This window comes from Streptomyces sp. x-80, assembly GCF_046549095.1.
Lineage (GTDB): Bacteria > Actinomycetota > Actinomycetes > Streptomycetales > Streptomycetaceae > Streptomyces > Streptomyces celluloflavus.
Genome location: NZ_JAJPWM010000018.1, coordinates 30,222 through 54,406, shown reverse-complemented (window position 1 = coordinate 54,406; position 24,185 = coordinate 30,222). Strand labels below are relative to the sequence as shown.

Annotated in this window: 16 protein-coding genes and 1 pseudogene; 11 read left to right on the top strand and 6 right to left on the bottom strand. The window is 71.7% G+C overall.

What is annotated here, in order from left to right:
* Positions 1–212 precede the first annotated feature (212 nt).
* From ACLJWH_RS30660 to ACLJWH_RS30645, 4 genes are all read left to right on the top strand, one after another.
* Positions 213–2,765 carry an ATP-binding protein gene (locus ACLJWH_RS30660; protein WP_411145029.1) on the top strand — a complete coding sequence of 851 codons (2,553 nt, stop codon included), beginning with the start codon at positions 213–215 and terminating at the stop codon, positions 2,763–2,765.
* Positions 2,766–2,844: 79 nt separating this feature from the next.
* Positions 2,845–3,528, top strand: coding sequence for a response regulator (locus ACLJWH_RS30655; protein ID WP_052861124.1), 684 nt, complete (start codon positions 2,845–2,847; stop codon positions 3,526–3,528).
* 97 nt (positions 3,529–3,625) lie between these two features.
* Complete coding sequence (locus ACLJWH_RS30650; protein WP_411145028.1) at positions 3,626–4,024, top strand: OB-fold nucleic acid binding domain-containing protein; 399 nt, start codon at positions 3,626–3,628, stop codon at positions 4,022–4,024.
* Positions 4,025–4,027: 3 nt separating this feature from the next.
* Complete coding sequence (locus tag ACLJWH_RS30645; protein WP_411145027.1) at positions 4,028–4,864, top strand: DUF3159 domain-containing protein; 837 nt, start codon at positions 4,028–4,030, stop codon at positions 4,862–4,864.
* A gap of 116 nt (positions 4,865–4,980) precedes the next feature.
* On the opposite strand, the gene ACLJWH_RS30640 is transcribed toward ACLJWH_RS30645, so the two are convergent.
* Together ACLJWH_RS30640 and ACLJWH_RS30635 are read right to left on the bottom strand one after the other, a co-directional pair.
* Complete coding sequence (locus ACLJWH_RS30640; RefSeq protein ID WP_052861127.1) at positions 4,981–5,658, bottom strand: potassium channel family protein; 678 nt, start codon at positions 5,656–5,658, stop codon at positions 4,981–4,983.
* On the bottom strand, positions 5,655–6,323 hold the full coding sequence (locus ACLJWH_RS30635) for a potassium channel family protein (RefSeq protein WP_052861128.1): 669 nt from the start codon (positions 6,321–6,323) through the stop codon (positions 5,655–5,657). Before ACLJWH_RS30635 ends, ACLJWH_RS30640 begins: the two co-directional genes overlap by 4 nt.
* 617 nt (positions 6,324–6,940) lie before the next feature.
* On the opposite strand from ACLJWH_RS30635, the gene ACLJWH_RS30630 reads away from it, so the two are divergent.
* From ACLJWH_RS30630 to ACLJWH_RS30600, 7 genes are all read left to right on the top strand, one after another.
* Positions 6,941–8,062: a PucR family transcriptional regulator gene (locus ACLJWH_RS30630; protein WP_411145026.1), complete on the top strand. Its 1,122-nt coding sequence runs from the start codon at positions 6,941–6,943 to the stop codon at positions 8,060–8,062.
* Between the two features lie 213 nt (positions 8,063–8,275).
* Complete coding sequence (locus ACLJWH_RS30625) at positions 8,276–8,869, top strand: hypothetical protein (protein WP_411145025.1); 594 nt, start codon at positions 8,276–8,278, stop codon at positions 8,867–8,869.
* A gap of 128 nt (positions 8,870–8,997) precedes the next feature.
* Positions 8,998–11,139 carry a flotillin family protein gene (locus ACLJWH_RS30620; RefSeq protein ID WP_411145024.1) on the top strand — a complete coding sequence of 714 codons (2,142 nt, stop codon included), beginning with the start codon at positions 8,998–9,000 and terminating at the stop codon, positions 11,137–11,139.
* A gap of 257 nt (positions 11,140–11,396) precedes the next feature.
* Positions 11,397–16,340: a DNA repair ATPase gene (locus ACLJWH_RS30615; RefSeq protein WP_411145023.1), complete on the top strand. Its 4,944-nt coding sequence runs from the start codon at positions 11,397–11,399 to the stop codon at positions 16,338–16,340.
* Between the two features lie 128 nt (positions 16,341–16,468).
* On the top strand, positions 16,469–18,520 hold the full coding sequence (locus ACLJWH_RS30610) for an APC family permease (protein WP_411145022.1): 2,052 nt from the start codon (positions 16,469–16,471) through the stop codon (positions 18,518–18,520).
* 130 nt (positions 18,521–18,650) lie between these two features.
* Complete coding sequence (locus tag ACLJWH_RS30605) at positions 18,651–19,979, top strand: class I SAM-dependent RNA methyltransferase (protein WP_411145021.1); 1,329 nt, start codon at positions 18,651–18,653, stop codon at positions 19,977–19,979.
* A gap of 689 nt (positions 19,980–20,668) precedes the next feature.
* On the top strand, positions 20,669–21,556 hold the full coding sequence (locus tag ACLJWH_RS30600; RefSeq protein WP_411145020.1) for a GNAT family N-acetyltransferase: 888 nt from the start codon (positions 20,669–20,671) through the stop codon (positions 21,554–21,556).
* 120 nt (positions 21,557–21,676) lie between these two features.
* Here ACLJWH_RS30600 and ACLJWH_RS30595 read toward each other — a convergent pair whose 3' ends face one another.
* The 4 genes and pseudogenes from ACLJWH_RS30595 to ACLJWH_RS30580 form a co-directional block, all read right to left on the bottom strand.
* Positions 21,677–22,021, bottom strand: a complete 345-nt coding sequence (locus ACLJWH_RS30595; RefSeq protein ID WP_411145019.1) for a transposase — start codon at positions 22,019–22,021, stop codon at positions 21,677–21,679.
* A complete protein-coding gene (locus ACLJWH_RS30590) occupies positions 22,009–22,299 on the bottom strand; it encodes a hypothetical protein (RefSeq protein ID WP_411145018.1) in 291 nt (96 codons plus the stop codon). The genes ACLJWH_RS30595 and ACLJWH_RS30590 overlap by 13 nt, the downstream gene beginning before the upstream one ends.
* A gap of 16 nt (positions 22,300–22,315) precedes the next feature.
* On the bottom strand, positions 22,316–22,849 hold the full coding sequence (locus ACLJWH_RS30585; protein WP_411145017.1) for a hypothetical protein: 534 nt from the start codon (positions 22,847–22,849) through the stop codon (positions 22,316–22,318).
* A gap of 107 nt (positions 22,850–22,956) precedes the next feature.
* A pseudogene (locus ACLJWH_RS30580) lies at positions 22,957–24,123 on the bottom strand (IS3 family transposase).
* Positions 24,124–24,185 lie beyond the last annotated feature (62 nt).

Here is a 24,185-nt window from a genome sequence, read left to right as displayed (position 1 = left end):
GGCTTCCGTTCCGCCCGCCCCCGGCTCCCGCCCCGGCCGCCGTGTTCGCGCGGTTCGTCCCCCGTTCCGCGGCCCCTGCAGATCCCCGTATCAGAGTCGCGTAAAGACCGGGGTCGCAGCCGCCACCTGCGGCTTTTGTCCCGGCGTTCGGTCGGTAGGGTCGAAACAGGTTCAGCCCGGTGGGGGCGGCCTTCACGTAAGACAATGAGGCCATGGCACGCGGCAAGCTACGGATATATCTCGGCGCGGCACCGGGCGTCGGCAAGACGTACTCGATGCTGTCCGAGGCGCACCGCCGGGTGGAGCGGGGGACGGATGCCGTCGTGGCGTTCGTCGAGCACCACGGCAGGCCCCGCACCGAGGTCATGCTGCACGGGCTGGAGCAGATCCAGCGCCAGGAGCTGGAGTACCGCGGGACGGTGTTCACCGAGATGGACGTGGACGCGGTCCTGGCGCGCCGGCCCGCCGTGGCGCTGGTGGACGAGCTGGCGCACACCAACGTCCCCGGCTCGCGCAACGCCAAGCGATGGCAGGACATCGAGGAGCTGCTGGAAGCCGGGATCGATGTGATCTCGACGGTCAACATCCAGCATCTGGAATCGCTCGGGGATGTCGTCGAGTCGATAACGGGGGTCCGTCAGCGGGAGACCGTGCCCGACGAAATCGTCCGCCGCGCCGACCAGATCGAACTGGTCGACATGTCGCCACAGGCGATCCGCCGCCGGATGGCGCACGGCAACATCTACCAGCCCGACAAGGTGGACGCCGCCCTGTCCAACTACTTCCGGCCGGGCAACCTCACGGCACTGCGCGAACTGGCGCTGCTGTGGGTCGCCGACCGCGTCGACGAATACTTGCAGCAGTACCGCGCCGAGCACTCCATCCGCTCCACCTGGCAGGCCCGCGAACGCATAGTCGTCGGCCTCACCGGCGGCCCGGAGGGACGTACGCTGATCCGCCGCGCCGCCCGGATGGCCGCCAAGGGGTCGGGCAGCGAGGTGCTCGCCGTCTACATAGCGCGCAGCGACGGGCTGACGTCCGCCTCGCCCAAGGAACTCGCCGTCCAGCGCACCCTGGTGGAGGACCTGGGCGGTACGTTCCATCACGTCATCGGCGACGACATCCCCAGTGCGCTGCTGGAGTTCGCGCGGGGGGTGAACGCCACCCAGATCGTGCTGGGCTCCAGCCGCCGCAAGGCATGGCAGTACATGTTCGGGCCCGGGGTGGGGGCGCTCGTCGCCCGGGAGTCCGGGCCGGACCTGGATGTGCACATCGTCACGCACGACGAGGTCGCGAAGGGCCGGGGGCTGCCGGTGGCGCGCGGTGCGCGGCTGGGCCGGGCCCGGATCATCGCCGGCTGGCTGGTGGGTGTCGCCGCGCCGGCCCTGTTGTCGCTGGGGCTCACCCGCCTCGCGCACGGTCCGGGCCTCGCCAACGACGTGCTGCTCTTCCTCTTCCTGACGGTGGCCGCGGCGCTGCTCGGCGGGCAGCTGCCCGCGCTGGCGTCGGCGGCCGTCGGTTCGCTGCTGCTCAACTTCTACTTCACGCCGCCCACCCACACCCTCACCGTCAGCGACCCGCACAACCTCTTCGCCATAGTGATCTTCTTCTCGGTGGCGGTGTCGGTCGCCTCGGTGGTGGACCTCGCCGCGCGCCGTACCCATCAGGCCGCCAGGCTGCGCGCCGAGTCGGAGATCCTGTCGTTCCTCGCGGGCAGTGTGCTGCGCGGTGAGCAGACGCTGGACGCGCTGCTGGAACGGGTGCGGGAGACGTTCAAGATGGAGACGGTGGCGCTGCTGGAGCGGCGCAGTGACGTCGATCCGTGGACGTGTGCGGGCCGGGCGGGGGGGACGGAGCAGAGTGCGCCGGTGCGCCCCGAGGACGCGGATGTCGACATGCCGGTCGGTGACCACATGGCGCTGGCGCTGACCGGCCGGGTGCTGCCCGCGGAGGACCGGCGGGTGCTGGCCGCGTTCGCCGCCCAGGCCGCCGTCGTCCTGGACCGGCAGCGGCTGGTGGGCGAGGCGGAGCGGGCCCAGGAGCTGGCCGAGGGCAACCGGATCCGGACGGCGCTGCTGGCCGCGGTCAGTCACGACCTGCGGACGCCGCTCGCCAGTATCAAGGCGTCGGTGACGTCCCTGCGCTCCGATGACGTGGCCTGGTCCGAGGAGGACGAGGCGGAGCTGCTGGCCGGTATCGAGGCGGGCGCGGACCGGCTGGACCATCTGGTCGGCAATCTGCTGGACATGTCCCGGCTCCAGACCGGCACGGTCACCCCGCTGATCCGGGAGATCGACCTCGACGAGGTGGTGCCGATGGCGCTCGGCGGGGTGCCGGAGGGCAGTGTCACCCTCGACATCCCCGAGGAGCTGCCGATCGTCGCCGTCGATCCGGGGCTGCTGGAGCGTTCGGTGGCCAATCTCGTCGAGAACGCGGTGAAGTACAGCCCGGACGGCGAGACGGTGCTGGTCGCGGCCAGTGCGCTCGGCGACCGGGTGGAGCTGCGGATCGCGGACCGCGGACCCGGTGTCCCGGACAGTGCCAAGGACCGGATTTTCGAGCCGTTCCAGCGCTATGGTGACGCCCCGCGCGGCGCCGGTGTGGGCCTCGGGCTGGCCGTGGCGCGGGGATTCGCGGAGGCGATGGGCGGCACGCTCGCCGCCGAGGACACCCCCGGAGGGGGGATGACGATGGTGCTCACGCTCCGGGCCGCGGCCGGCCGGCCGCCGGCCAGACCCGATCTTCCGGCCCAGGCCACGACATGAACCGGGCCATCCGGGCCACACCCACCGACCGTCCCGCGGGCCGTGCCCGGCGGAGACCGACACCACGAGGAGAACGCCAGTGAACCGGGTGCTTGTGGTCGATGACGAGCCGCAGATCGTCCGCGCACTCGTGATCAACCTGAAGGCGCGCAAGTACGAGGTGGACGCCGCTCCGGACGGGGCCACCGCCCTCAAGCTGGCCGCGGCCCGCCACCCCGACGTCATCGTCCTGGACCTGGGGCTGCCCGATATGGACGGCGTCGAGGTGATCAAGGGGCTGCGGGGGTGGACGCGGGTGCCGATCCTGGTGCTCTCCGCCCGGCAGACCTCCGACGAGAAGGTGGAGGCGCTGGACGCGGGCGCGGACGACTACGTCACCAAGCCGTTCGGGATGGACGAGTTGCTGGCCAGATTGCGGGCCGCGGTGCGAAGAGCCGAGCCGACCGGGCCGGCCGATGACGAGGTGATCGTGGAGACCGGCGGGTTCACCGTCGATCTCGCGGCGAAGAAGGTCAACCGCGAGGGCCGGGACATCCGGCTGACCCCGACCGAGTGGCATCTGCTGGAGGTCCTGGTCCGCAACGCGGGCCGGCTGGTCAGCCAGAAGCAGCTGCTCCAGGAGGTCTGGGGCCCGTCGTACGGCACCGAGACCAACTATCTGCGGGTCTACATGGCCCAGCTGCGCCGCAAGCTGGAGAGCGATCCCTCGCATCCGCGGCATTTCATCACGGAGCCGGGGATGGGGTACCGCTTCGAGCAGTGAGCCGCCGGGGCGGGCGGCCGGCGGGGGCGCCACGGGCCGGATACGGGCGTGTGCGCGGGCCGTGATCGGGGACCGGCCGCACCGGTACGCTGGGTTTATGAGTGCTGGGATCCGATCCGAGAAGCCGGCCGGTCGTTTCCGCCGGATGCTCGACAGGCTGTCCTCCTCCGAGGAGGAGTTGCAGTCCGCCGAGCTGCGGCAGGACACGCAGGCGACGGGCTGCACCCGCATCTGCGACTGTGCCGACCGCCAGATAGTGCAGGTCACCGGCACCCTGCGGCATGTGACGCTGCGGCCGCGCGCCGGAGTGCCCGCGCTGGAGGCGGAGCTGTTCGACGGCTCCGCGGCTCTCGACGTGGTGTGGCTCGGCCGCCGCTCCATCGTCGGGATCGAGCCGGGCCGTAAGCTCATCGCCTCGGGCCGGGTCTCCATGAGCCACGGACGCCGGGTGCTCTTCAATCCGAAGTACGAACTGCGACCGCTCGGACAGGAGTAGCCGGTGACGTCTTACGACCGACCGACCACCGACACCGCCCAGCAGACCGACACTTCCGCCGACCCCTCGCGCACCGGCGCGGGTACGGGCAAGGACGCCGACGGCAGGGACGTCACCGAGGCGGCCCTGTTCGAGGCGTTCGGCGGCGTGCGCGGCATGGTGGAGACCGTGCTGCCCGGCCTGCTGTTCGTCACGATCTTCACGGTCAACAAGGATCTGCACGTCTCGGCGATCGCCGCACTGGCCGTCTCGCTGGTGCTGGCGGCCGTCCGCCTGGTCCGCAAGGACACCGTCAAGCACGCCTTCGGCGGCGTCTTCGGGGTGGCCTTCGGCGTCGTCTTCGCGATGATGACCGGCAACGCCAAGGACTTCTATCTGCCGGGGATGCTCTACACCCTCGGGCTGAGTGTCGCCTACATCGTCACGTCGGTGGCGGGGGTGCCGCTGATCGGCCTGATCCTGGGTCCGGTGTTCAAGGAGAACCTCTCCTGGCGCACCCGTAACCCGGGCCGGAAGAAGGCGTACACCAAGGCCAGCTGGGCCTGGGGGCTGATCCTGTTCGCCAAGTGCGCGATCCTCTTCCCGCTGTACTGGTGGGCCGACACCGCCCAGCTGGGCTGGGTGCTGATCGTGCTGAAGATCCCGCCGTTCCTGCTCGCGGTCTATCTCACCTGGGTCTTCCTGGCGAAGGCGCCGCCGCCGATCGATGTCTTCGCGGAGATGGAGGCGGCGGAGAAGGCGGCCGAGGAGCGTGCGGCCGGGGACGGTCCGGCGGCGGGTGCCGCGGCCGAGGCGGTCGCCGACGGGCCGCCCTCGCCAGGGCCGCGCCACCGCCGCTGACGGTGCGGGCCGTACGGACCGGCGGGCGCCGCGCTCCGTACGCCGCGCCCGCGCCCCGTACACAGGAGGGCCCCGGGACCACATCGGTCCCGGGGCCCTCCGGCGTCCGCGGTGTCTCAGCCGGTGGTGTCCTCGCGGCGGACCGACAGCAGGTCCTCCAGCTGCTCCTCGCGGGACTGGGCCGCGACGAACAGCAGCTCGTCGCCGGCTTCCAGCGCGTCCTCCTTGTTGGGGGTGAGCACCCGCGTGCCGCGGATGATCGTCACCAGGGAGGTGTCCTCGGGCCAGGCGACGTCGCCGACCCGGGTACCGGCCAGCGCGGCCTCCGGGGGCAGCGTCAGTTCGACGAGGTTGGCGTCGCCGTGGCTGAAGCGCAGCAGCCGGACGAGATCGCCGACGCTCACCGCCTCCTCGACCAGCGCCGACATCAGGCGCGGCGTGGAGACGGCGACATCGACGCCCCACGCCTCGTTGAAGAGCCACTCGTTCTTCGGGTTGTTGACCCGGGCGACGACCCGGGGCACGCCGTACTCGGTCTTGGCGAGCAGCGAGACGACGAGGTTGACCTTGTCGTCGCCGGTCGCCGCGATGACGACGTTGCAGCGCTGGAGCGCCGCCTCGTCCAGCGAGGTGATCTCGCAGGCGTCGGCCAGCAGCCACTCCGCGAGGGGCACCCGCTCGACCGAGATGGCGGTCGGCGCCTTGTCGATGAGCAGGATCTCGTGACCGTTCTCCAGCAGCTCACCGGCGATGGAACGGCCCACCGCGCCCGCGCCCGCGATCGCGACCCTCATGCGTGCGCCTCCTCGGGACCTTCGGCGAATGCCGCTTCGACCTTCTCGACGTCGTCGGCGCGCATCATCACATGCACCAGATCGCCTTCCTGGAGCACCGTCTGAGACGTCGGCAGCATCGCCTCGCCCAGCCGGGTGAGGAAGGCGACGCGGACGCCGGTCTCCTCCTGGAGCGTGCTGATCTTGTGGCCGACCCAGGACGCGGAGGTGTGCACCTCGGCGAGCTGGACGGCGCCGCTGGGATCCCGCCACAGCGGCTCGGCGCCCGAGGGCAGCAGCCGGCGCAGCATCTGGTCCGCCGTCCAGCGGACGGTGGCGACGGTGGGGATGCCCAGGCGCTGGTAGACCTCGGCGCGCCGCGGGTCGTAGATCCGGGCCGCGACGTTCTCGATGCCGAACATCTCGCGGGCCACCCGGGCGGCGATGATGTTGGAGTTGTCACCGCTGGAGACGGCGGCGAAGGCGCCCGCCTCCTCGATACCGGCTTCGCGCAGCGTGTCCTGGTCGAAGCCGACGCCGGTCACCCGGCGGCCGCCGAAGGCGGAGCCCAGGCGGCGGAACGCGGTGGGGTCCTGATCGACCACCGCGATGGTGTGCCCCTGGCTCTCCAGGGTCTGCGCGAGGGCGGAGCCCACGCGCCCACACCCCATGATGACGATGTGCATGCTGATTACCCCGTGCTTCGGACTAGCGCGTTGACCTGCACAAACACCCTGCTCACTACTCTTTTCTCCAACTACCGGCAACACGGAGCTACGGCTCGCGACGGGGACCTGGCGCGTCGACGACGGTGTCGGGCGCACGGCGGTCCGGTACAACCGTAGCCGTATTGCCGCGTCCGGCAGGGGGCGCGGTCGGCCCCGCCGGATGCGGGCGGGCCCGGCGCCGTCGCGGCGGTGCGCCGGTGCGCGCCCGTGGGGCCCGCCGCGCGGTGTCTCCCACCGGCCCCGGGACTCGTACGGTGCCCCCCGCGTACCGCGCATCACGCGTCCCGCAGCACACGTCCAGCCCCCTTCCGCAGGTCTTCCACGGGGCCGCCCACCGGATACGCACCGCGCCCGTACGCCGCCCGCCACCCGCCGGGACCGGGCGATCCGGTGGCCCGGTGCCGGCGCACTGCCGGGATCCGGCAGGATTGGGGCGGTCCCGATGTCCGGGACCTGGCAACCAAGGCGTGAGGAGTACGTGACGTGGTGGGTGTGTGTGGGGGTGGACGGCCGGTGCCGGACCGGTTGCGGCCCACCGGAGCGGGCGGCGCGGCGGCTGCGCGCGGCGGTGCCCGATGACCCGTGCCGGCACCTCCCCGGCCGCCATATCCGCCGACTTCCTGGACGGCTACGCCACTCTCCTCAGGGAGGTCTCCGCGACCGGGCGGCTGCCCCGCCGCCCCGAACTGGACGCGATGCGCGACCTGGGGGAGCGGGCCGCCGAGGCCGGGCACGGGCTGCGTGAACTCGTCGGCCTCTTCCTGGGGGAGACCCGCCGGGTCTGGGGCACCCTCCCCGGCGTGGCGCGGGCGGCCGGTGCCGCCGAACGCGTCAGGACCGGCGACGCGGTGCTGGGCGCCGTCGACGCGGCGATCGCCGCGCTCGGTGAGGGCCATGAGCGCGCCCAGCGGCTCTCCGTGCGCCAGGAGGAGGCCGCCCGCCGGGAGTTCGTCGACGATCTGCTGTACGGGCGCAGCGACCTGGGGCGGCTGGCCGAGCGCGCCGAGCGGTTCGGGCTGCGGCTGGCCCATGAACACGCGGTCGCGGTCGCCGAGGGCGAGGAGCCCTTCGACGATGTGCACCCCGTCGCCCGCCGGGTGGAGCGCGAACTGGTCGGCCGCTTCGGCGACCGCGATGTGCTGATCACCACCAAGGAGGGCCGGCTGATCTGTGTCGGTGCCAGCAGCGAACGCGCCGTCCTGGATGCTTTCGCCGCCTGCGCGCGCCGGCCGGACGCCGGCCAGCCGGCCGCCCGCCGGGTGGCCATCGGCCGGCCGCACGCCGGTGCGGGCGGTGTGGTGCGCTCCTACGAGGAGGCGCTGAGCGCCCTGGACCTGGCCGTGCAGCTGGAGCTGGCCGAACCGGTGCTGCGCGCCGCGGAGCTGCTGGTCTTTCCCGTGCTGCTGCGTGACCGGGCGGCCATGGCCGATCTCGTCCGCACCGTGCTGGGGCCGCTGACGCAGGCCCGCGGCGGGGCCGGGCCGCTGCTGGAGACGCTCGCGGCGTGTGCCGCGGCGGGCTATGTCAACGCCGAGGCCGCCCGCCGGCTCCAGGTGAGCGTGCGCACCCTGTCCTACCGGCTGGACCGCATCAAGTTCCTGACGGGCTACGACCCGTCGGATGGTCTGCAGCGGTACTCGCTGGAGACCGCGGCGATGGGCGCCCGCCTGCTGGGATGGCCCGACAAGCCCCTGTAGCCGGGCGTGCGGCGGGCCGCGCCGGGGGAACACGGGGCCGGTGCGGGGTTCTGCCGCGGCCCCGTACGCCCCGGCGCACGCCGTAGGGCGATAGCAGGCCATCAAGAACGCATAAAGATTGCCGGGTTCCGGCAATGTGCTCAAGGCCCCTGTGATGTGAGGATCCTTCCATCGACAGCAGCACGTCAGCGGCACCGCAACGGGGGCACGATCATGGGTGAATTTCTGCGCGCCGCGCTCACCTTTCCCGCGGCGCTGTTCAGCTTCGCGCTGCTGGTGATCGCCGGGTACTGGCTCCTGGTGCTGATCGGCGGCGCCGGCGTGCACATCCTCGACGGGGGTGAGGGTGCGCACGGCGACACCGCCGAGACGGCCGGGCTGCCGGTGACGGTGACCCTGTCCCTGGGGATCCTCATCGCCTGGCTCGTCAGCCTGGCCGGCGCCGCGCTGACCGGCAGTACGCCGCTGCGCGCCGTCACACTGGCCGTGGCGCTGGCCGCCGCCTGGGCCGGTACCCGGCTCGCCGTCCGCCTGGCCCGGCGGATGCTGCCCCCTGAACGGGTCGCCTCCCGGGACGACTTCGTCGGCCGATTGTGCGTCATCCGCACCGGCCGGGTCGCCCACGACTTCGGCCAGGCCGAGGTACGAGCCGAGGACGGCTCCACCGCGATCGTGCAGGTGCGCTGCGAGGAGACCGGACTGACCGCGGGCAGCAGCGCCCTCATCTTCGACTACGACGCCGACGGCGAGTTCTTCCGGGTCGCGCCCTACGACAGCGCGCTCGACCCGCACCGGTCCGCCGGCTGAGGAACCGCCCGGCACCGCAGGCCCGCCGGCGGCACCGGACACCCGCTCCGCCGCCCCGCCCGCCGCGGCTCCGCCCCGCGCGCTCCGTACGCGCCGTCAACTTCCCGAACCGACACAGGGATTCACCGATGGATGCCATCACCGTAGGAATCGGCGTGACCGTCGCCGTCGTCGTGCTCATCGTGCTGGTGGCGGTGTTCGCCGTCACCCGCCTCTACCGCAAGGTCAACCAGGGCCAGGCGCTGATCGTCTCCAAGTACCGCAAGGTCGATGTCACCTTCACCGGCGCCGTCGTGCTGCCCGTGCTGCACAAGGCCGAGGTGATGGACATCGCGGTGAAGACCATCGAGATCGGCCGCACCGGCCGCGAGGGCCTGATCTGCAAGGACAACATCCGCGCCGATATCCGCATCGCGTTCTTCGTCCGGGTCAACAAGACCAAGGAGGACGTGGTGAAGGTGGCCCAGGCGATCGGCACCGAGCGCGCCAGCCACGACAGCACCCTCCAGGAACTGTTCAACGCGAAGTTCTCCGAGGCGCTCAAGACCGTCGGCAAGCAGCTGGACTTCCAGGACCTCTACACGATGCGGGACGAGTTCCGGGACCGCATCATCGCCGTCATCGGCACCGATCTGAACGGCTACAGCCTCGAAGACGCGGCCATCGACTATCTGGAGCAGACCCCGCTCGTCCAGCTCGACAGTTCCAACATCCTCGATGCCCAGGGCATCCGCAAGATCACCGAGCTGACCGCGATCGAGCACGTCCGCACCAACGAGTACCAGCGCAACGAGGAGAAGGAGATCACCCGGCAGAACGTCGACGCCCGGGAGGCCGTCCTGGAGCTGGAGCGCCGGCAGGCCGACGCGGAGATCAAGCAGCAGCGCGAGATCGAGACCGTACGGGCCAGGGAAGAGGCCGAGACGGCGCGCGTCCAGGCCGAGGAGCGGCTGCGCTCGCACTCCGCGCACCTCAAGACCGAGGAATCGCTCGGCATCCAGAACGAGAACCGCGAGCGGGAGATCGCGGTGGCGGTCAAGAACCGCGAGCGGGTCATCGCCATCGAGAGCGAGCGCATCGAGAAGGACCGGCTGCTCGAGGTCATCGCCCGCGAGCGCGAGACGCAGCTGTCGCGGATCGCCGCGGACAAGGAGGTCGAGGCGGAGAAGCGGGAGATCGCCGATGTGATCCGGGAGCGGATCGCGGTCGAGAAGACCGTCGCCGCCCAGGAGGAGGAGATCAAGAAGCTGCGCACGGTCGAGGAGGCCGAGCGGGAGCGCCAGTCGCTGATCATCCGCGCCGAGGCGGAGGCCCAGCAGCGGCTGGTCAAGGACATCAAGGCGGCCGAGGCCGCCGAGCAGGCGGCCACCCACCGCGCCGCCGAGGAGATGACCCTCGCCGAGACCCGCCACAAGACCGCGGAGCTGGACGCCCAGGCCAAGATCCGCCTCGCCGAGGGCGTGCAGGCGGAGGCGGCCGCGGCCGGTCTGGCCGACGTCCGGGTCCGGGAGATGAACGCCCAGGCCATCGAGAAGTCCGGGCTCGCCGAGGCCGAGGCGGCCGGCGCACTGCTCCGGGCCGAGGCCGAGGGCGCCCGCGCCAAGGCGCTGGCGGACGCCGAGGGCACCAAGGCCCAGGCGCTCGCGGACGCCGTCGCCATCGGCGAGAAGCTCAAGGCCGAGGCGGCCGGGCTCACCGAGAAGGCCGCGGCGATGGCCGCGCTGGACGCGGCGAGCCGCGAGCACGAGGAGTACCGGCTGCGGCTGGCGGCCGAGAAGGAGATCCGGCTGGCGGACATCGACGTCCGGCGCCAGGTGGCCGAGGCACAGGCGACGGTGCTGGCCACCGGCCTGGAGAACGCCCGGATCGACATCGTCGGCGGCGAGAGCACCTTCTTCGACAAGCTGGTCGGCTCCATCGGCGCCGCCAAGGGCCTGGACGCGCTGGTCGACCGTTCCGAGACGGTGCGCACCGTCGCGGGCCCCTGGCTCGACAAGGAGCACTCCACCTTCACCAAGGACCTCGGCGCCATGGTCGGCGGCCTGGGGGCGGCCGGGCTGCGGGACCTGACGCTGGCCGGTGCGCTCGGCCGGCTGATCGCGGACGGCGGTCCGCAGGCCGGTCCGTTGCAGGGCCTGCTGGAGTCCGTACGGGCGAGCGGGCTGGCCGAGACCCGGCTCGCGGACCTGGCCGGCGCGCTGCCGGCGCAGGCGGGCGGCGCCGGGGTGAACGGGACCGCGGTGCCCGGCGCCGGGGCTCCCGGCAAGTAGGCCCGGCCCGAGGACGGGGGAGCGGCGGTACGGGGGCACGGTGGCGACCGCCGCGGGGGGAACGGGGAGTGGCGGGCGGGGGGAACAGGGAGTGGTGGGAGGGGGAAACAGGGAGTGGTGGGCGGGGGAAACGGGGAGCGGCGGCCGGACCGCCGCAGGGGGAGCGAGGCGTGGGGCAGGTGGTGCGTGGTGACCGGGGGGTTCCACGCACCGCCGGCCCCGCCCGCCGCACATCGGCAGGGAGCAGGAGCAGGGAGATGGGGAACGTGAACGCCGACAGCGCACCGCGCACGCCGGACGAGACCCCGGGCACGGCCACGCCCGGCGGCGGGCTGGAGGCCGGCACCTACGAGGTGCTGCGGGACCGGCTGGCCGCGGCCGCCGGGGAACTCACCGCCCGCGCCCAGGCGCTCAACGACCGCCGTCTCCAGACGTTCGGCGGCACCGAGCTGGCGCTGCTGGCCGCCGACCGGCTGCGCACCGGCGACGCCTGCGTACCCCGCGATGTGGTGCAGGTCGGCGGGGTGCTGCTGTTCGGCCACCACCCGCCCGCGACGGCGGGGGAGCCGACCGCCGTCGCCGATGTCTTCGCGCTGTACCACCGCACCGGCGACCGCTTCGAGGCGGCCGGCCCCGACGCGCTGCCCGGCCTGCTGGACGACCCGCGCTTCGTCCGCGACTTCGACGAACTGCACCGCTACTACCGCCAGGCCCGGCTGCTCCAGCTGCGCCGCACCGGCGCCCTGCTGCTCGCCGTCTTCCGCACCGGCGAACGGCTCACCGACATCCGGGTGCTGCGCTGGCGGCTCGCCGCCGACGGCACCCCCGGCTACCTCGACGCCAAGGGCGAACGGGACCACACCTTCCCGCCCGCGCACGACCTCACCTGGACCCCGGCCACCCGCGAGGACCACGTCCCCGGCCGCCACCCGCACATCGCCGTTCAGGGCGCCGTCTACGTCTCCACCTCCGGCGGGGCGCTCACCCTCAAGGCCGAGGACGACACCGGCACCGCCGACGGCATCCACTCCGAACCCGTCGACGAGCCGTTGCAGTCGCTGGCCGACGCCGAGGTCGCGCACGCCCGGGTCGGGCCGCTGATCCTGCTGCGGATCCGCCCGTACAACGAGAACGCCCACCGCTACCTCGTCTTCAACACCCGCACCCGCCAGGCGTGCCGCCTCGACGGCATCGGGCAGGCGTGCCGGGCGCTCCCCGAGGACCAGGGCATCGTCTTCCCCGGCGGCTACTACCTCACCACCGGCACCACCAAGACCTTCGACACCGACACCACGGACCTCGAATTCGAGAGGGCGGTGCCCTCCCCGAACGGCGAGGACTTCCTCTACGTCTTCCACGCCCGCGCCGCGGGCCGCACCCTGCTGCTGCCCTACAACGTGATCCGCGAGGAGGCCGCCGCCCCGCTCACCGCCCACGGCTACGCCCTCTTCGACGACGGCACCATGGCCGTGCTGCGCGCCCAGGGCGCCGAACCGGCCCGTGTCCACCCCGTCCAGGTCTGGCGCACCCCCTTCACCTCCGACGCGTACGCCGCCGCGCAGCCCGAGGGCGACGGGCCGCTCGCCAGGGTCGGCAACGCCGAACTCGTCCGCGGGATCTCCGACGCGCTCGCGGTGGCCCGGATGGCCGCCGAGATGGCACCGGCCGGCGCCGTCTTCACGGCCATCGAGGCCGCCGCGACCCGCGCCGCCGACGGCCACCACTGGCTCGGCGAGGCCGAACTCGGCGCACTGGCCGAGCCGTTGGAGGCGGTCCGGGCCACCGCCGCGCAGGTCATCGACGAATTCGAGCGGGTCACCGAACTCCGCGCGCGGGCCGCCCAGCAGCTCGCGGAGGCCGACACCCGCACCACCGCCCTGGTCCGCCGGGTCCGTGGCGACCAGCCGGACACCGCCGACGCCTGGGTCCGCAACCTCGCCGAACTGCGCCACGCCCAGGGCCACTTGGCGACCCTGCGGGAGATCCGCCACATCGACCTGGACCGGATCGACGCGCTGTCCGCGGCGCTCACCGACGACCTGGCCGCCACCGGCCGCCGCGCCGTCGCCTTCCTCAGCGGCGACGACGCCTTCACCACCACCCACCGCACGGTCGCCGAACTCACCGCCGAGGCCGCCGCCGTGCCCACCGTGGCCGAGGCCGCGCCCCTGGCGGAGCGGATCGACGCCCAGGCCGACGGACTGCGCATCGTCACCGAGGTCGTCGGCACCCTCGACCTGGCCGACACGACCGTACGGACCTCCATCCTGGCCCGCGTCGGGGACGTACTGGGCGCCGTCAACCGGGCCCGCGCCACCCTCGACGCCCGCCGCCGCACGCTCGCCGACGCCGAGGGCCAGGAGGAGTTCGCCGCCCAGTTCGCGCTGCTCGGGCAGGCGGTGGCGGGCGGTCTGGCCGCCGCGGCCACCCCCGAGGAGTGCGACGAACAGCTCGGCCGGCTGCTCCTCCAGGTCGAGAATCTCGAAGCGCGCTTCGGCGGCCTGGAGAGCCCCGGAGCCCCGGAGCACGGCGGCGCCCCGCCCGCCCAGGACGACCGGCTGGAGCGCATCGCCGCCCAGCGCGAGGAGATCTACGAGGCGTTCGCCGCCCGCAAACAGGCCCAGCTCGACGCCCGCGCCCGGCACACCGACCGGCTCGTCGAGTCCGCCCGGCGCGTCCTGGCCACCGTCACCCGGCGGGCCCGCGCGCTCGGCACCCTCGACGAGGTCAACGCCTACTTCGCCGCCGACCCGCTGGTCGCCAAGGTCCACGCCACCGCCGGCGAACTGCGCACGCTCGCCGACCCGGTGCGCGCCGACGAGCTGGACGGCCGCCTGAAGTCCGCCCGCCAGGAAGCCGCCCGCGCGCTCCGCGACCGCGCCGATCTCTACGACGAGACCGGCACCATCCGCCTGGGCCGGCACCGCTTCGCCGTCAACACCCAGCCCGTCGATCTCACCCTCGTCCCGTACGAGGGGCAGCTCGCCTTCGCCGTCACCGGCACCGACTACCGCGCCGTGGCCCGCGACGAGCGGCTCACCGCCGACCGCGCGTTCTGGGACCAGCCGCTGGTCTCCGAATCGCCCGCCGTCTACCGGGCCGAGCGCCTCGCCGCCCTCCTCCTGGCGCGCGCCGAGGCCGGCGAGGACGCGCTCACCGTGGACGCGCTGCACACCGCGGCCGCCGACGGCACCCTGCACACCCTCGTCCGGCAGGCCGCCGAGGCCCGCTACGACGAGGGCTACGACCGCGGTGTCCACGACCACGACGCCACCGCCGTGCTCACCGCGCTGCTGCGGCTGCGCGCGGCGGCCGGACTGCTGCGCTTCACCCCCCGCACCCGCGCCGCCGCCCAGCTCTTCTGGCAGCACGGCACCGACCCCGCCACCCGCACCCGGTGGACCACCCGCGCGCACTCCCTGGCCCGCGCCCGCGCCCACTTCGGCCGCACCGCCGCGGCCGGCGACCTCGCCGCCGAGCTGTCCGACGCGGCGGCCGGCTTCCTGGCGGCCGCCGGACTGCTCCCGGACGGCGCCGGGACCACGGCGGACGGCGCCGGGACCGCCACCGGGCTGCCGGCCGTCGGCGGCTACCTCTTCGAGGAGCTGGCCACCGGCAGCCCCCGCTTCGCCACCGGCGCCGCCGCCCGCGCGCTGCTCGCCGGCTTCCACCGCGCCCTGGGCGGCCCCGAGGCGCCCGCGGTCAAGGAGTTCGCCGAGGACCTGCGGGCACTGGGCGCCGACGGGCTCCCCGGCGCCGAGCACCTCGCCGCCCGCCACCAGCTGGTGACCGGCTGGCTCGGCGCGTACGCCGACGCCCGCGAGGACCTCGCCGAGGCCGTCGCGATCGAGGTGTGCGGCCCCGGACTCGCCCGGCGCGAGATCGACGACCCGGTCGGCTGCGCCGTCGAAGGACTGCTCGGCAGCCATCCGCGGATCGCGGCCGACGGCACGCTGCCGGTCCGCATCGACGAGCTGCTCGCCCGGACCGACGACTTCCGCACCACCCGCGTCCCCGCCCACCGCGCCTACACCCGCCGGCGCACCGAACTGCTGGCGGCCGAGCGCCGCCGCCTCCAGCTGGAGCGCTACCGCCCCGAGGTCATGCCGGCCTTCGTCCGCAACCGTCTGATCGACGAGGTCTACCTGCCCCTCATCGGCGACAACCTCGCCAAGCAGCTGGGCGCCGCGGGGGAGGCGCGGCGCACCGACAGCCAGGGACTGCTGCTGCTCCTGTCCCCGCCCGGATACGGCAAGACGACGCTGATGGAGTACGTCGCCGCCCGGCTCGGCCTGGTCCTGGTCAAGGTCGACGGCCCGGCGCTCGGCCACGGCACCACCTCCCTCGACCCGGCCGCGGCCCCCGACGCCGCCGCCCGCCGCGAGGTGGCGAAGATCTCCTTCGCCCTGGAGATGGGCAGCAACGTGCTGCTCTACCTGGACGACATCCAGCACACCTCGCCCGAGCTGCTCCAGAAATTCATCCCGCTCTGCGACGCGACGCGGCGGATGGAGGGCGTGTGGGACGGCGAGGCCCGCAGCTACGACCTGCGCGGCAAGCGGTTCGCGGTCTGCATGGCGGGCAACCCGTACACCGAGTCCGGGCGGCGCTTCCGGCTGCCGGACATGCTCGCCAACCGGGCCGACGTCTGGAACCTCGGCGATGTCCTCGCCGGCAAGGAGGCGCTCTTCGCGCTCTCGCACATCGAGAACGCGCTGACCGCCAACCCGGTCCTGGCCCCGCTCGTCGCCCGCGACCGCGCCGACACCGACCTGCTGGTACGGCTCGCCCGCGGCGATGCGACGGCCCGCGCCGACCGGCTCGCCCACCCCTACACCCCGGCCGAGCTCGACCAGATCCTGGCCGTGCTGGCCAAGCTGCTGCACGTCCAGGAGACCGTGCTGGCCGTCAACCGCGCCTATATCGACTCCGCCGCGCAGGCGGACGCCACCCGCACCGAGCCGCCGTTCCTCCTCCAGGGCTCGTACCGCAACACCAACAAGCTCGCCGCCCGCATCGTCCCCGTGATGAACGCCACGGAAGTCGAGGCGCTGATCGACGACCACTACCGCGGCGAGGCACAGACCCTGACGAGCGGCGCCGAGGCCAACCTCCTCAAGCTCGCGGAGCTGCGCGGCCGCCTCACCGGGGAACAGGCCCGCCGTTGGCACCAGGTGAAGGCGGGGTGGCGGGAGCGCTGAGCCCCGGCGGGGCGGGGGCCCGGGACAGGTACCCGCCACCCGGCGGGGGTGCGGCGCCGCACCCCCGCCGGCATTCCGGCCGGGTGGCGGGTGGGCGGGGGCCTTGACGAAGGCTTAGCATCCTCTCCGTGTCCAAACTGACCGACGTGCCCAAACGGATCCTGATCGGGCGCGCGCTGCGCAGCGACAAGCTGGGGGAAACGCTTCTCCCCAAGCGCATCGCACTCCCCGTCTTCGCCTCCGACCCGCTCTCCTCCGTGGCCTACGCGCCCGGCGAGGTGCTGCTCGTCCTGTCCGTCGCGGGTGTGTCGGCCTACCACTTCAGCCCCTGGATCGCCCTCGCGGTCGTGGTGCTGATGTTCACCGTCGTGGCGTCGTACCGGCAGAACGTGCACGCCTACCCGAGCGGCGGCGGCGACTACGAGGTCGCCACCACCAACCTCGGGCCCAAGGCCGGGCTGACCGTCGCCAGTGCCCTGCTGGTCGACTACGTGCTGACCGTCGCGGTCTCCATCGCCTCCGGAGTGGAGAACCTGGGCTCCGCGATCCCGTTCGTCGTCGAGCACAAGACGCTCTGCGCCATCGGGATCATCGTGCTGCTGACGCTGATGAACCTGCGCGGCGTCAAGGAATCGGGCAAGCTCTTCGCGATCCCGACGTACATCTTCGTGGCCGGCGTCTTCATCATGATCGTCTGGGGCGCGTTCCGCGGCCTGGTGCTCGGCGACACCATGAAGGCCCCCACCGCCGACTTCACCATCCACGCCGAACAGGGCGGACTGGCCGGCTTCGCGCTGATCTTCCTGCTGTTGCGCGCGTTCTCCTCCGGCTGCGCCGCGCTCACCGGCGTCGAGGCGATCAGCAACGGCGTCCCCGCCTTCCGCAAGCCGAAGTCGAAGAACGCCGCGAGCACCCTCGCGCTCATGGGCGGCCTGGCCGTCACCATGTTCTGCGGCATCATCGCGCTGGCCATGGCCACCAACGTCAAGATGGCGGAATCCCCGGCCAGGGACCTGCTGCACAACGGCACCCCGGTCGGCGCGGGCTACACCCAGAACCCGGTCATCTCGCAGGTCGCCGAAGCGGTCTTCGGCAACGGCTCGGTCCTGTTCGTGGTGCTCGCCGCCGCCACCGCGCTGGTCCTCTTCCTGGCCGCCAACACCGCCTACAACGGCTTCCCGCTGCTCGGCTCGATCCTCGCCCAGGACCGCTACCTGCCCCGCCAGCTGCACACCCGCGGTGACCGGCTGGCCTTCTCCAACGGCATCGTGCTGCTGGCCGGCGCCGCCGCCGTCCTGGTCTACGTCTACGGCGCGGACTCCACCCGGCTGATCCAGCTCTACATCGTGGGCGTCTTCGTCTCCTTCACGCTCAGCCAGATCGGCATGGTCCGGCACTGGAACCGCCACCTGCTGACCGAGAAGGACACCGCCAAGCGCCGCCGCATGCACCGCTCGCGCGCCATCAACGCCTTCGGCGCCTCCCTCACCGGCCTGGTCCTCGTCGTCGTCCTGCTGACGAAGTTCACCCACGGCGCCTGGGTGGCGCTGCTGGGCATGGTCATCTTCTTCGTCACGATGTCCGCGATCCGCCGCCACTACGACCGGGTCGCCGACGAGATCGCCGCCGAGGACACCCCCGACGACGACGTCGTCCGGCCCTCCCGGGTGCACTCCCTCGTCCTGGTCTCCAAGGTCCACAAGCCCACCCTGCGCGCGCTGAACTACGCCAAGCTGATGCGCTCGGACACCCTCGAAGCGGTCAGCGTGGACGTGGACCCCGCCGAGACCAAGGCCCTGCGGGCCGAGTGGGAACGCCGCGGCATCGAGGTCCCCCTCAAGGTCCTCGCCTCCCCGTACCGCGAGATCACCCGGCCGATCATCGACCACGTCAAGTCGCTGCGCCGGGAGAGCCCCCGCGACGCGGTCTCCGTCTACATCCCCGAGTACGTCGTCGGCCACTGGTACGAGCACCTGCTGCACAACCAGAGCGCGCTGCGCCTCAAGGGCCGGCTGCTGTTCACCCCCGGCGTCATGGTCACCTCCGTGCCCTGGCAGCTGGACTCCTCCGAGGCCGCCAAGAAGCGCGCCCGCAAACGCGCGGAATGGAACGCTCCGGGCTCGGTCCGCCGCGGACCGGTCACCCCGCCGAAGAAGGAGAAGTCCGCTACGAAGAAGTAGCGGCCACGGCCCGGTGCCGCCCCGCCCGGCACCGGGCACCGCACCCCGGCACGTAGACTTGAAGGCTGTTGTCCGGCCGTACCCCGGTCGCGGCCCCGCCGCGCCACCCCACCCCAGGAGCCCCGCCGCCATGCAGACAGAACCGAAGAAGTCGCTGGTCGGCGAGGAGTACGAGGTCGAGGTCGGCCCCGTCGCACACGGCGGCCACTGCATCGCCCGCACGGACGAGGGCCAGGTCCTCTTCGTCCGGCACGCCCTGCCCGGCGAGCGGATCACCGCCCGCGTCACCGACGGCGAGGAGGGCGCCCGCTTCCTGCGGGCCGACGCCGTCGAGATCCACACCCCCGCCAAGGACCGGGTCCCGGCGCCCTGCCCGTTCTCCGGCCCCGGCAAATGCGGCGGCTGCGACTGGCAGCACGCCGCGCCCGGCGCCCAGCGCCGCTTCAAGGGCGCCGTCATCGCCGAGCAGCTGGCGCGGCTGGCCGGCCTCTCGCCGGAGGAGGCCCGCTGGGACGGCACCGTCGAACCCGCGCCGGGCGACAAGGTCGCCAAGGGCGAGGTACCGGCCTGGCGCACCCGCGTCCAGTACGCCATCGACGAGCAGGGCCGCGCCGGGCTGCGCAAGCACCGCTCGCACGACGTCGAGCCCGTCGACCACTGCATGATCGCCGCCCCCGGCGTCTCCGAGCTGGGCATCGAGCGCCGCGAGTGGCCGCAGATCGCCACCGTCGAGGCGATCGCCGCCACCGGCTCCCACGACCGCCAGGTCATCCTCACCCCCAAGCCCGGCGGCCGGCTCCCGATCGTCGAACTCGACCGGCCCGTCTCGGTGCTGCGCATCGGCGAGAAGGACGGCGCGGTGCACCGCGTGCACGGCCGCCCGTTCGTCCGCGAGCGCGCCGCCGGCCGCACCTGGCGGGTCGGCGACGGCGGCTTCTGGCAGATCCACCCGAAGGCCGCCGACCTCCTCGTCGAGGCCGTCATGCAGGGCCTGATGCCCAAGAAGGGCGATATGGCCCTGGACCTCTACTGCGGCGTCGGCCTCTTCGCCGGCGCACTCGCCGAACGCGTCGGCGACAAGGGCGCGGTCCTCGGTATCGAATCCGGCAAGCGCGCCGTCGAGGACGCCCGCCACAACCTCCAGGACCTCGACCGGGTCCGCATCGAACACGGCAAGGTCGAACAGGTCCTGCCCCGCACCGGCATCACCGACGTCGACCTCGTCGTCCTCGACCCCCCGCGCGCCGGCGCCGGCAAGAAGACCGTCGACCGGATCGCCGCCCTCACCCCCCGCCGCATCGCCTACGTCGCCTGCGACCCGGCCGCCCTCGCCCGCGACCTCAAGTACTTCCGCGAGGCGGGGTACGGACCGCGTCGGCTGCGGGCGTTCGATCTCTTTCCGATGACGCACCATGTGGAGTGCGTGGCGATCTTGGATCGGGTGACGAAGGACGCCTGAGCTGGGATTTTGTGCGTGCGCATGATGTGCGGTGTGGGCGTTGCGGGCGAAATCTTGACGCTGGAATGATGCTCTCCGAGGTATCTTGACGCTCGATTGGCGCTTGTTCTGATGGGGCGTCAGTTGTGTTGCTTCGCTGGTCAGTCGATCTGGTGGCTGACCGGCCGAGGCAGGAGCGCCGAGAATTCTGTGGTGCCAAGTGGTCATGCTCAACCACATGCGTGCAGCATCCAACAGGCTGCTGGCCTGCTGGTGGTACGAGCCTCTCCGCCGACTCGGAGGCGCGACAGCTCGCCTTTTCCTCCGTTCGCTCTCCTTTTGGTGCGAGCGGGGCCGGATCAGGACGATGACGTCTCCGCCCCTGGGCAGGCGTCCCCGGCGCGCATCGCCTCGGGCACTCGCACCGCGAGTTCGCCACGGCCGGGGCACTGGTCGATGACACCGAACTCCCGGAACCTGTAGCCCGCAGGCGCTGTCAGCAAACCCTGTCATCAGCCGCCATCGGATCTGATGGGACCGGCGTCGTCGCGAGGCCGCGGAAAGTCCGGGTTCATCGGATGCGGGCGGCGCCTGTCGTCATTCGTTCCCTTGCCGACAAGAGCCTGCGGCTGATCGGGGCAGTTACGTCACGTGGCTGAAAGGCATGGAGCAAGTGTTCCCCGAGTCGAGGAGATCCGGGATCATGAAGCATGCTCCCGGATGACTGGCACCTCACCCAAGACGTTGACGACTTCCTCGCCCGAGCCGGGGACTTCCTGCGCTCGCGCCCCGCCTTGCATAACACGCCGCTGACGGACATCGAGAAACTGCGGATACGCGGGGCGGACGAACACGACGCCGCAGCCCCCGTCTTCGGCCGACTGGAGTCAGGAGGCGTCGTCCACGCGGTCTTCTATCTCACTCCGGGCGGCCGTCTGGGCCTCACCCCCCTCTCCGTCGAGCAGACCGACGCCCTCGCCGCTCACCTGGTCGGCCTCGGCCACTCACCCGCCAACGTCATCGCGGACCACGACACTGCCGGCGCTTTCGCCGCGTCATGGCAGCGGCATACGAGCGCGGCACCGGCACTTTTCTGGCGGACGCATCTCTACCGTCTCGGCACACTCACCCCACCGCAGCCGCGCCCGGAGGGCCGGGGTCGTATCACGGGCGGGCAGGATCGTGAGCAAGTCGTGCGCTGGTGCCGTGAGTTCTGTGTCGACGTCGGGGAGCAGACCTCCATCGACTTGATTGACGCCGGTTCCTGGGACGACTCGCGTTTCGGCGACAGGCACTTCACGTTCTGGGAGACCTCGGACGGCACCCCCGTCTCGATGGCGGCCGCGACCTCGATCGTCGGCGGCATGGTCCGGGTGGACCCCGTCTACACCCCGGCCCACCTCCGGGGCTGCGGCTACGCGGGGGCCGTGACGGTCGAGGTGAGCAGGACCGCGTTGGCCGCGGGCGCGACGGACGTCGTCCTGTTCACGGACCCGGACAACCCCACCAGCAATGCCCTCTACCAGCGCATCGGGTACGTCCATGTCGCCGACTTCGCTGGGTACAAGTTCTCCTACGGCGCACCGCAAGCCGGGTGAGATCACGGTCGACGCACAACGCACCTGCTACCAGTACCGGCTGCGACCGCCGCGAAGCGGCTGACGAAAGCGGTGGCGCGCACTCTGATCAGCCTGCCGGCCGGTGAGGCTCAGGGGAGCTCAGGGGATGCCGTACACCTCGGCTTGCTCGGTGTCGGCATCCCTTTTTTTGCGCGCACGTGGGAGCCGTCCACGCAGGCTCGCGACCAGTCGAGTTCGCCCGCCGCATTCAGTTCCGCGAGCAGGATGCGGTGGAACTGGTTGAAGACGCCGGCCTGCTGCCGTCGGTCCAGACGCCGCCAGCACGTCTGACCCGAGCCTCAGCTCCAGCGGCAGGAGTTGCCAGGTTATGTCGTTGTAGAGGGCGTACAGGATGCCCTGGAGGCAGAGTCGGTCCGGCACCGGTCTCGGCCCCGGCGACCGCTCCGGCCAGGGCGGCAGCAGCGTCTCGATCAGCGCCCACAACTCATCGTCCAGCCGTGGACGTCGCCGTTTCGGAGCGAGTCGATCTCGTAGTGGAACCGACGGGCCACGTATGTCAGGGCAGTTGACACGTCTCCGTCGGTGAGCGGGACCTTCTGGTCACTCCCCTCGATGTCGAAGGACTTCGCGGTGTCCAGTACGGGCCGGCCGTTGTCGGATTGTTTGCCGAACCAGTCCGCCTGCTCAGCCGCTGCCCCTGGGTGGGCTGCTCCGGCGACCCCGAGTGCGACGGCGCCGGCGACGCCGGCTGAGACGGTCATGAAAAGGCGCTGCGAGTCATGTGTTTCTCCTCATTCTTGTCGTTCTGAAATGTGTCACGGCGACGACGGCGACCGTGATGATGCCGGCTGCCAGGAGCACGGCGAAGATTACAAGGGCGGGGTTCACCCAGGCAGGAACGAGATCGAAGTCTGAGTTGCACTTGTTGTGCAGCGGGAACCAGCGATCCATTTCCTCCGCGTGCTGCGATCGGTAGGCGGCGTCGTAGTGCTCCTGTTGGACCCGGCAGGACTTCTGCACGCTCAAGGCGCCGGAGAAGACACCGACGCAGTAGGAGATGAGCAGAGCCAGGAGCGATACCGGCACGGTCGCCAGGGCGAGCATCAACCACGCTCTGCGCCTCTGCCGCGCGCGCAGAGCGGAGGCGCCCCGTCGGGCGGCGGTCACGACGAGGAACACGGCAGCCAGAAGGGCGGCCGTGACCACGGCGAACAGCCAGCCGAATGCCAGGATGACGAAGAGGACCATCAGGGCGACGCCACCGATGTAGAGCTTCTTCTCCGGATGGTTCAGGGAGCTGCGGCCTGGCATGAATCAATCCTTGATAGGTGTCGATCGGAGGAACGTCTCGTGGTTGCTCCGATAGGCGGCGGCTTTGCGCTATTCCATGCCCATGCGGCGGTGGCCGGGGTAGTTGATCACTGTTCGTAAGTGATCGGGCTGATCTGGCCGAGGCGGGAGTGTCTTCGTCGGGTGTTGTAGCGAGTCGCCCATCGGACGACTGCGAGCCGGGCCTCACGGGCCCCGTTCCACCGTTTCCTGCCCTGGAGTGTCTCGCGTTCATGGTCACGGTCAGAGATTCCGCGGCGGCGTAGTCGGCGTTGTCGGCGCTGGTGCCCACCGTGCCGCGCGATCTGATCACACCGAGGTCCCCGCAGACCTGAGTGAGCCCCTTCGACGCGTATTGCGCGCCGTTGTCGCTGTGGAAGATTGCCCCGCGCAGGCCGCCGGTACCCCGGGCCGCAGTGGCGGCCTTTAATGCATCGGTGACCAGCGAGGTCCGCATGTGATGGGAGATCGACCAGCCCGCCAGCTGTTTCGAGCACAGATGCAACACAGTCGCCAGGTAAAGGAATTGTCCATTGCCCATCGGAAGGTAGGTCATGTCACTCATATAGCGGGTGTTCGGCTGGGGCGCAGTGAAGTCGCGCTGCAAGAGGTCCGGGACGGGCGTCGCCGAGGGCTCGGGGATGGTGGTGCAGACCTTTTCTTGCGCAGGTGGAATCCGATGATGCTGAACTTCCTCATGACGCGTGCCCCCCTCCGCTTGTGATTGACCCGCTCGCCGCCGTCTCGGAGTTCGGCGGTGACGCGCGGGGCCCCATAGGTGCCGTCCGATTTCTGGTGGATCTCGGTGATCCGCTCGGTGAGCTCAGCATCGGCCCGAGCCCGGTCGGCCCGTGCCTCCGCGCCGGCCAAGTGCCAATAGAAGCCGGAGCGGGAGACCTTTAGCATCCGGCACAGCCGCTTCACGCCGAAGGCGCCCCGGTTGTCGGCGACGAACTGGAAGCGGCAGCCCACCAGCTGGTCTCGGCCGCAAAATACTTCGCGGCCCTCCGCAGGATCTCCCGCTTGAGCTCGACGTCCTTCACCCTCGCCCGCAACTGCCGGTTCTCTTTTCCATCGTGCTGGCCCTCACAGTCTCGGGGCGGGCGGCCTGCTCGGCGTCCCGGGGCTCACGTGCGCAGCGTCTCGTGGTTGACGCCCACCTCCTTTGCCACCGACGCATACGTTCCACCCGGGCCGGCGTGGTACGGAGCGACAGCACCGGCCCGGCACTCAGGCGAGTACTTCGACGTCCCCAACGGGAACTCCTGCCCTATGGATCTTCACGATCTTATGATCAGGGTGTTCACGATCAAGGGGT

Bases quoted from the DNA above. Each gene is read 5' to 3' on its own strand.
- ACLJWH_RS30660 (WP_411145029.1), top strand. From the start codon at position 213: ATGGCACGCGGCAAGCTACGGATATATCTCGGCGCGGCACCGGGCGTC.
- ACLJWH_RS30650 (WP_411145028.1), top strand. From the start codon at position 3,626: ATGAGTGCTGGGATCCGATCCGAGAAGCCGGCCGGTCGTTTCCGCCGG.
- ACLJWH_RS30640 (WP_052861127.1), bottom strand. From the start codon at position 5,658: ATGAGGGTCGCGATCGCGGGCGCGGGCGCGGTGGGCCGTTCCATCGCC.
- ACLJWH_RS30635 (WP_052861128.1), bottom strand. From the start codon at position 6,323: ATGCACATCGTCATCATGGGGTGTGGGCGCGTGGGCTCCGCCCTCGCG.
- ACLJWH_RS30630 (WP_411145026.1), top strand. From the start codon at position 6,941: ATGACCCGTGCCGGCACCTCCCCGGCCGCCATATCCGCCGACTTCCTG.
- ACLJWH_RS30625 (WP_411145025.1), top strand. From the start codon at position 8,276: ATGGGTGAATTTCTGCGCGCCGCGCTCACCTTTCCCGCGGCGCTGTTC.
- ACLJWH_RS30620 (WP_411145024.1), top strand. From the start codon at position 8,998: ATGGATGCCATCACCGTAGGAATCGGCGTGACCGTCGCCGTCGTCGTG.
- ACLJWH_RS30615 (WP_411145023.1), top strand. From the start codon at position 11,397: ATGGGGAACGTGAACGCCGACAGCGCACCGCGCACGCCGGACGAGACC.
- ACLJWH_RS30605 (WP_411145021.1), top strand. From the start codon at position 18,651: ATGCAGACAGAACCGAAGAAGTCGCTGGTCGGCGAGGAGTACGAGGTC.
- ACLJWH_RS30600 (WP_411145020.1), top strand. From the start codon at position 20,669: ATGCTCCCGGATGACTGGCACCTCACCCAAGACGTTGACGACTTCCTC.
- ACLJWH_RS30590 (WP_411145018.1), bottom strand. From the start codon at position 22,299: ATGACCGTCTCAGCCGGCGTCGCCGGCGCCGTCGCACTCGGGGTCGCC.
- ACLJWH_RS30585 (WP_411145017.1), bottom strand. From the start codon at position 22,849: ATGCCAGGCCGCAGCTCCCTGAACCATCCGGAGAAGAAGCTCTACATC.